Source organism: uncultured Nevskia sp. (assembly GCF_903885465.1).
In the GTDB taxonomy this organism is placed as follows: Bacteria; Pseudomonadota; Gammaproteobacteria; order Nevskiales; family Nevskiaceae; genus Nevskia.
The window spans coordinates 1-5,984 of sequence record NZ_CAISIQ010000107.1; the positions used below are offsets into that span (position 1 = coordinate 1).

Annotated in this window: 8 protein-coding genes; all 8 read left to right on the plus strand. The window is 62.1% G+C overall.

What is annotated here, in order from left to right; translation table 11 throughout:
- Positions 1-416, plus strand: a 416-nt coding sequence (locus QZY06_RS04010; RefSeq protein WP_295680506.1) for an aromatic-ring-hydroxylating dioxygenase subunit beta, incomplete at its 5' end; no start/stop codon positions are given.
- A 60-nt stretch (positions 417-476) separates the two neighbouring features.
- A complete protein-coding gene (locus QZY06_RS04015) occupies positions 477-1,397 on the plus strand; it encodes a PdxA family protein (RefSeq protein WP_295680508.1) in 921 nt (306 codons plus the stop codon).
- 88 nt (positions 1,398-1,485) lie between these two features.
- Complete coding sequence (locus QZY06_RS04020) at positions 1,486-2,679, plus strand: alkane 1-monooxygenase (protein ID WP_273453618.1); 1,194 nt, start codon at positions 1,486-1,488, stop codon at positions 2,677-2,679.
- 1 nt (position 2,680) lies between these two features.
- Positions 2,681-2,860 (plus strand): rubredoxin, encoded by a 180-nt coding sequence (locus tag QZY06_RS04025; RefSeq protein ID WP_273453617.1) that lies wholly within the window; start codon positions 2,681-2,683, stop codon positions 2,858-2,860.
- Positions 2,861-3,033: 173 nt separating this feature from the next.
- Positions 3,034-4,389 carry an aromatic ring-hydroxylating dioxygenase subunit alpha gene (locus tag QZY06_RS04030; RefSeq protein ID WP_295680518.1) on the plus strand — a complete coding sequence of 452 codons (1,356 nt, stop codon included), beginning with the start codon at positions 3,034-3,036 and terminating at the stop codon, positions 4,387-4,389.
- Complete coding sequence (locus tag QZY06_RS04035) at positions 4,386-4,910, plus strand: 3-phenylpropionate/cinnamic acid dioxygenase subunit beta (protein WP_295680522.1); 525 nt, start codon at positions 4,386-4,388, stop codon at positions 4,908-4,910. Before QZY06_RS04030 ends, QZY06_RS04035 begins: the two co-directional genes overlap by 4 nt.
- Positions 4,911-4,960: 50 nt before the next feature.
- Positions 4,961-5,221, plus strand: coding sequence for a non-heme iron oxygenase ferredoxin subunit (locus QZY06_RS22125; RefSeq protein WP_367275561.1), 261 nt, complete (start codon positions 4,961-4,963; stop codon positions 5,219-5,221).
- Between the two features lie 20 nt (positions 5,222-5,241).
- Positions 5,242-5,984 (plus strand): alpha/beta hydrolase (locus QZY06_RS04045; RefSeq protein WP_295680527.1); only part of this gene is annotated, 743 nt, incomplete at its 3' end.

Sequence of the window (5,984 nt, forward strand, 5' to 3'; positions counted from 1 at the left end):
ACAGTTGGCTGGCACTGCATGAGGAAACAGTGGAGTACTGGGTTCCTGCGTGGGACTCGGAGTACGAAACCACATCCGACCCCCAAGCCGAGATGTCGCTGATCTACTACAACAGCCGCGCCGGCCTTGAGGATCGCGTGTTCCGCCTGCGCACCGGGCGCTCCTCGGCTTCAACGCCGTTGCCGCGGACCTGCCACATGGTGAGCAACATCCGCGTGCTTCCGCAGGCGGACGGCACGGTCGTCGCGCGCACGCGCTGGGTCGTGCACCTGTTCCGCAAAGGCGAGCAGACACAGTTCTTCGGCCATGCCGAGTACGTGCTGGCACCCGGCACCGAGGGTTGGCGGATCCGCCGGAAGAAAATTCTGGTCCTCAACGACCTGATCCCGACCGTACTGGACATCTACAGCATCTAAATGTCCACGCTACCGACAGTAGGAATCATGACTGGGGATCCTAATGGGATCGGACCCGAAGTGGTCGTCAAGGCATGGGCCTCGGGCCGCCTGCAATCATGCTGCCGGCCACTGATCGTCGGCAGCCGACTCGTGGTCGAGCAGGCGGTGCGCGTGGCAGCGCCCTCCCTGCGGGTACGGTCCGCCATCAGTGCGAGCGACTTGAGCCTGGACGAGGCGACGATCGACGTGCTCGAATCCGCGGCCTACGCTGGCGATGCCGCCCGCTACGGGGGCGACCTCGCCACCGCGGGAGCGGCGACCGGCGCTTGGATCGATCACCTCGATAGCTTGGCGCGCACGCGACAAATCGACGCCTGCGTGATGGGTCCGATCAGCGGCAAGGCGATGCAGCTGGCGGGCACGCTCGGCTCGGTGCCGAGCTACAGCGCAACGGACCCGGCTTACCTGCTGTTGCGGTCCGGCCGCTTGGTGATCGCGCACCTGACGGACCATGTCCCGCTGCGGGAAGTATCAGCCGCTATCACCACCGAAGCGGTGCACCGTCTCATCGTATGTTTGTCACGATCCCTCAAAGCCTGGGGCGTGGGTGCTGGACGCATCGCGGTCGCCGGATTCAATCCGCATGCGTCGGGCGAGGAGGAGAAGTTAGCCCTGGAACCGGCCGTGGCGCTGGCCCGATCGGAAGGCATCGCCGTTGACGGACCCGTGAGTCCCGATTCCATCTTTCGGCAATGCATCGAGGGACGGTATGACGCCGTGGTCGCCTTGTATCACGACCAGGGGCACATCCCCATCAAGACCTGGGGCTTTTCCGGCAACAGCGTCCTGTTCCTGGGGCCGTCTTACGTGCACACCAGCGTTGCCCACGGCACCGCTTACGACATCGTCGGAACCGGCAAGGCGGACGCATCGATGATGCTGAACGCAATCCTGGATGCGGCCAGTCTCGTCAGTGGGGCCGGATTCGGATCCGCTTGAGGAATCCAAATGCAGACCGGAAATGCGACCACAGCACCACGATTTCACAGCCGGACATCCCGATGATACGAATGAATGGTGATTCGAAATGAGCTTTTCCTCGGGGATCGATGTGCCCGCAGTCCCTGGCACCGCCTACCGTGATGCCAAGAGGTACTGGTGGTGGCTTCCACTGGTCGTCGCGATCACGCCGGTACTCGGAATCGTGCTGACCGTGAATACTGGGCTGCCTGCGTGGCTCTGGATCACGCCCGTTCTCTGGTACATCGTCCTGCCTGTCGCCGACGCGTTGGTCGGACGAGACTCCCGTAACCCGCCCGAGGTCGCCGTACCATCGCTGGAGTCGGACAGCTACTACAAGCTCTTGGTGTTCGCATCGATCCCGCTGTTCTATGTCACGTGGATCGTCGGCGCCTGGGCAGTCGCGACCCAGCACTACGGATGGGTCGGGTATCTGGGGGTCAGCCTGGCCGTGGCGCTGACCAACGGCTTGGCATTGGTGGTCGGCCACGAGATCGGCCACAAGACTCGTCGGTTCGAGAAGCGACTCGCGCAGATCGTGCTGGCGGTGCCGGCCTATGGCCATTTCTCCGCCGAGCACAACCGCGGACACCACAAGGATGTGGCGACGCCAAATGACCCGGCTTCTTCGCGCTTCGGAGAATCGCTCTACGCCTTTATGCTGCGTGAGATCCCCGGCGCGCTGGAGCGCGCCTGGCGCGACGAGAAGTTACGGCTGTCGCGACAGGGCAAGCGTGTTTGGAGCCCGTCCAACGAGCTGCTGCAATCCTTCCTGATCACCGCGCTCTTGTACGGTACTGCGCTGTCCGTCTGGGGGACGGTGCTGATCCCCTTCCTGCTCATCTCCACCTTCTGGGGCTGGCAGTTCCTGTCCACGTCCAACTACATCGAGCACTACGGTCTGCTGCGCCAGAGGCAGCCGGACGGGCGCTTCGAGCGCTGCCGTGCAGAGCATTCCTGGAACGCCGACCACGTAGTCTCCAACCTGATGCTGTATCACCTCCAGCGCCATTCGGATCATCACGCGCGCCCGACGCGCTGTTACCAGGCGCTGCGCAGCGACAAGGCTCCGGAGTTGCCGTCGGGCTACCCGCTGTGTTTCACGTTGGCTTATTTCCCTCCTCTGTGGCGCGCGGTGATGGATAGGCGGGTGCTGGAGGTCTACGGCGGCGATATCACGCGCGTGAACATCCAGCCCGGTAAGCGGGCCGAGATCTTGGCACGGTACGGAGCATCCACGACCACCGTCCACGGAGCTTGATGTGGCGCGCTATCGCTGTCCGGGCTGTGGATTCGAGTACGACGAGTCGAAGGGCTACGCGCATGAAGGCTTCGTGCCTGGAACTCCGTGGAAGGAAGTTCCAGACGACTGGGCGTGCGCGGATTGCGCAGTGCGCGACAAGGCGGACTTCGTCAGGGTTGATTCGCCAACGCAGAAGTAGCCGTTGTAGGCAGCGTCCCTAGGGGCGCCCGGATCGAGATGCGGAGCTTTGTAGATTCCACGGCCGCCCTGATGGAATGGTGCTGCGTTACGAGGCAGGACAGAACTTCAGGCATCGATCGAGTGAATGGCGACCATTTTTGCCAAGTTTGAAAGCATAGGAGAAAGGAACTGATGACCGAGCGTAACCCTGACATCGCCGCCACATCCGGGTGGACGCCGCGCGACATCCGTGCTCTCGTCGATGTGAAGACTGGCACGCTCGATCCGCGCATCTATTGCGACGAGGAGCTCTACCGAATCGAGCTGGAGCAGATCTTCGCTCGAAGCTGGCTGTTCCTCGCGCACCGGAGCCAGATTCCGAAGGCCGGCGATTTTTTCACCACATACATGGGCGAGGATCCGGTCATCGTGTCGCGGCAGAAGGACGGCAGCGTGGCCGCCTTCCTCAATCAGTGCCGACATCGCGGAATGCGCCTGTCGCGACTGGATCATGGCAATGCCAAGTACTTTACCTGCTCGTATCACGGCTGGAGCTACGACTCCGCCGGCAAGCTGGTGAACGTACCGATGGAGAAGAACGGCTATTGCAGCAAGCTCAACAAGGCCGAGTGGGGTGCAGTGAGAGTGCCGCGGATTGCGGAATACAAGGGGTTGATCTTCGGCTGCTGGGATGCAGAAGCTCCGGAACTCGACGCATATCTAGGCGACGCGAAATTCTACATCGACGTCATGTTTGACCGCAGCGACGCCGGCACTGAAGTCTGGGGCGGGGTCCACAAATGGGTGATCCCCTGCAACTGGAAGTTCGCTGCCGAGCAGTTCTGCAGCGACATGTATCACGCACCGCTGTCGCACATGTCCGCCATCCTTGCGGTACTGCCAGACGGAGTTCCGCCTGAGGCTGCGCAGTGGCCGACCGAAGGCTTGCAATGGCGTTCGCCGAACGCAGGACACGGCACCGGTTTCCACACCCCCGACGATCAGGGGCAACTGCTCGCAGCTATCGATGGTTCGTCGGTAGCTCAGTATCTTATGGAATCGCGTCCACGGGTCGCGGAGCGTCTTGGCAACGCCAGGACCACAGCGGTCAACGGCGCGCACATGACCATCTTCCCGACCTGCTCGTTCCTGCCCGGCATCAACACGCTGCGGGTGTGGCACCCGCGTGGACCGAACGAGATTGAAGTCTGGGCGCTGGCGATCGTCGACGCGGATGCCCCGCAGGACGTCAAGGACACCTGGGGACAGGGTATTACCCGCAGCTTCAGCCCGGCGGGCTTGTTCGAGCAGGACGATGGAGAGAACTGGATCGAGGTGCAGCGCGTGCTGCGCGGTGCCCGTGCCAGGCGGCAGCCCTTCAACATGCAGATGGGTCTGGGCAACGAGAAGTCAGATGATCGCTTTCCGGGTCCGCTCAGCTACGTATTTTCCGAGGCCGCGGCGCGCGGACTCTACACGCGCTGGGCGCGCATGATGGCTGGCGAGTCGCACGCGGAACTGGCGCGTCCACACGAGGGCGTGTCATGAAGCAGAGCGCCTCACCCGAGCTGCAACTCGATATCGAGCGCTTCGTATATGAAGAAGCGGCCGTGCTCGATCGTCATGAGTACCGGGAATGGCTGGGTCTGTTCGCAGCAGACCTTGTGTACCAGATGCCGGTAACGACGAACTACCACGAGCAGGCCGTCGGCGCGCCGCCGCCGCCTGCGCCGCAGGCTTACTACTTCCACGACGATCTGCGCACGCTCACGCAGCGCGTCAAACGTCTCGAAACCGGAAAGGGCTGGGCAGAAATGCCTCCCTCGCGAACCCGCCGCATGCTGAGCAACGTGATCCTGACGCCGGCCGACGTTGCTGGCGAGTGGAATGTGGCATGCAACTTCCTTTTGTATCGGTCGCGATTGGAACGCCAGGTTGACTTGTTTATCGGCGCCCGCGTGGATCACCTGCGACCGCATGCTGGGGGTTCCCGCTGGAAGATCGCACGCCGTGACCTGACGCTGGACCAAGGCACGCTAATCGCCAACAACCTGAGCATCTTTTTCTAATGAGTCAACGAATTAATGCTTGCATGGTGAGAGAGCTCGCCGACGGCGAAATGCGGGTCGTTGCGGATGCACCGATCCCGCTTGCCATCTGCCGCGTCAAAGACGAGTGGTTCGCGTTCGAGAACAATTGCACGCACGAAGACTTTCCGCTGACGGAAGGTGGCGTAGATGGAACCGAAGTCGAATGCGCACTGCACGGCGCGCGCTTTTGCCTCCGAACTGGAGAGGTTCGCGCTTTCCCCGCCAGCTGCCCGATTCGGGTCTTTCCAGTTCACGTGGAAGGCGATGTCATCCAAGTGGAACTTCCCTGAGCGATCGGCGAGAAATCCGTATGAGCGAACTGAGCGACTCCAGTACCAGCCGTTACGTCGAAGCAGACGGACTGCGCCTTCACTACCACGATGCCGGTCTTGGTCCGGCGGTGATAATGCTGCACGGAGGCGGCCCGGGCGCCGGCGGCTGGAGCAATTTCAATCGCAATTTCGGCCCCTTCGTTGAGGCCGGGTATCGCACGATCTTGCTCGATTGCCCCGGCTTCAATAAGTCCTCTCCGATCGTCTCCGCGGATCCTCGCGGTCTGATCAATGCGCGTGCGGTGCGTGCCCTTATGGATGCGCTCCGTATCCAGAAGGCACACCTGATCGGCAACTCGATGGGCGGGCTGAGCGCGCTTACCTTCGCGCTCGAATTCCCGGAGCGTCTCGACCGCATGATTCTGATGGGCAGTGCGGGACTGGGCCAGAGCCTGTTCCAGCCGACGCCGCAGGAAGGCATCAAGCTGCTGATGAAACTGTACAAGCAGCCCACGCTGGAAAACCTCCAGGCGATGTTGCAGGTTTTCGTCTATGACACCTCGGTCCTGACCGATGAGCTTGTGCAGCAGCGCTGGCAGGCCATGCAGCGCTCGACAGAACACCTGTCGAACTTCGTCAAGAGCAACGAAATGAACCCACGGGGACTGTTCGTGGATCTCACCCCGCGCTTACCTGAGATCGAGACCAAGACTCTTGTCGTCTGGGGCCGCGATGACCGCTTCGTCCCGCTGGACAACGGTATCAAGGCGGTCTGGGGCCT